The sequence below is a fragment of the Chloroflexota bacterium genome (genome assembly GCA_015478725.1).
In the GTDB taxonomy this organism is placed as follows: domain Bacteria; phylum Chloroflexota; class Limnocylindria; order Limnocylindrales; family CSP1-4; genus C-114.
The window spans coordinates 1-1,750 of record JADMIG010000090.1 but is presented as its reverse complement, the minus strand read 5'-3'; the positions used below and the strand labels follow the sequence as shown (position 1 = coordinate 1,750).

3 protein-coding genes are annotated in these 1,750 nt (G+C 64.2%); 2 read left to right on the top strand and 1 reads right to left on the bottom strand.

Going from position 1 to position 1,750, the window contains the following annotated elements; translation table 11 throughout:
- Nucleotides 1–191: 191 nt before the first annotated feature.
- Nucleotides 192–371, bottom strand: coding sequence for a hypothetical protein (locus IVW53_15890; GenBank protein ID MBF6607045.1), 180 nt, complete (start codon nucleotides 369–371; stop codon nucleotides 192–194).
- A 76-nt stretch (nucleotides 372–447) separates the two neighbouring features.
- On the opposite strand from IVW53_15890, the gene IVW53_15885 reads away from it, so the two are divergent.
- Both IVW53_15885 and IVW53_15880 read left to right on the top strand, forming a co-directional pair.
- Nucleotides 448–900, top strand: a complete 453-nt coding sequence (locus IVW53_15885) for a nuclear transport factor 2 family protein (protein MBF6607044.1) — start codon at nucleotides 448–450, stop codon at nucleotides 898–900.
- Nucleotides 901–1,531: 631 nt separating this feature from the next.
- The gene (locus IVW53_15880) at nucleotides 1,532–1,711 is read left to right on the top strand and encodes a YceI family protein (protein MBF6607043.1); all 180 of its coding nucleotides are present in this window, start codon (nucleotides 1,532–1,534) and stop codon (nucleotides 1,709–1,711) included.
- Nucleotides 1,712–1,750 lie beyond the last annotated feature (39 nt).

The following is a 1,750-nucleotide window of genomic DNA, read 5'->3' as shown; positions in this document are numbered from 1 at the left end:
AGCAAGGACCTGCTTGGGAAGCAGACACTCTGCCAGCTGAGTTACTCCCGCTCGGGAGGCGCCGGCGATGGCCAGCAGCCCGAGATTACCACCGAGCGCGCGGTCTTGGGACTCCGGCTTGTGGTCCGGTCGCTCCCTCCAGTGTGGGCAGGTCTTGATCGGCCGCCGTGGCGGCCCGCTCTTCCCGTCAGTCAGGTCGCCGCCGGCGGAGCGCTCGCCGCGGCCTCAGCGGCGATGTGTTCCGGCGTGGCATGGAGCTCGCCGGCATCGGCGGCCAGGTCAAGGTGGCAGCGGAGCTGCTCCAGGGCGTCGGGCAGCTGATACAAGGCTGCTGCCCGCCTTCCAGAGGTGGAGATGACGAAGGGCGGCATCGTCCGCGCGCGGCTACGCTGTCGATCTAGGCTAGGCCGATATGGCGGTCATCGCCTGGGATTGGAGGTGAAGCTCATGGACTCTCCAGACTTCGACGAAGCCATCGAGAGAAATCACACGTGGCTGAGCGAGTTCATCAAGGGAAACGTGGGGCCGGCCAAAGAGATGTTCTCCCACCGCGACGATGTCAGCCTTGCGGGGCCGCAGGCGACAGCGCATAGAGGCTCGATCCCGATTGCGCATGGGTGGGAACAGGTGTCCGAGACGCTGGAGTCAGCCATACAGAACTTTCGAAAGGGCCAGGTGACGGCCTTCGAAAACATCGCCACGTACGCGTCGGGCGACCTTGGATTCACGGTCGAGGTGGAGCGGTTCAAGGCCCAGGTTGGTGGAAGTCAGGAGCTGGCGCCTGTTGCGCTCCGTGTGACGAGCATATTCCGGCGTGAAGAGGGCGACTGGAGGGTCGTGCATCGCCATGCAGACCCGATCACGGCGGTGCAAGCGCTGGAATCGATCGTTCAGGCCTAGTTCAGGCTGACGCGCGGGGCGCAGTCAACGCCACTAGAACTTTTCTGATCGCTCTGGAGGCTGATCCCAGGCTGCTTGCGGAGTTCGGGAGTACGCGATGACGACGGGCTCATATGGTCGGGCCAAGTGAGATGATGCTCTGTGCGCGAGGCCTCTCTCCCCCGCCCACCTGTCGAGAGGTTCGCTCTGCGCGAATAAACCGTCGTCCGGCTGACCGCCTGGCCAATCCAGTGAGAGCCGACATCCGCAACGTCGGGTCCGACGTCTCCGGAGCGCAGCGTACTGGACACCGAGGGGAACCTGCTCGGGATCGTCCAGCTGACCGACGCCGGATAGGGCCCACGGCCGCTCCATCATGCACCATTCACTGATCGTGACGGGCTCGACCGCGGCCATCGGTCGTGCACAAGTCCGTAGCGCCCTTACTCGAGGGGAGAGAACGATCGTTCGCTCAGAGCGGTTTCTCCATCGGTGTGAGACCGGCGGCACGATCAGGCGGTCGTGGCGAGGGTGCCCCGGTTTGACAGTGCGACACTCGCGCGGCATAGTTGCCTGCACAACTACGGACGAGCGTTCTCCCGGACCAGGCCACGCAGCCCGCAGCGCGAAGCCGTCTGAGGAGACCATCCCGATGACCGAATGGACGCTCGACGCCGCCCACGCGAACGTGGAATTCTCGATCAAGCACATGATGATCACGACGATCCGTGGTCGCTTCCAGGAACTCTCGCTCGATGTCGACTTCGACGAGCAGGCGCCTGAGCGATCCTCGATCGTCGCCCGGATCGCGACCGCGTGCGTATTCCGCTGAATCCGATCACCCATTCCGGGGTTTTCGATCACCCTCGGT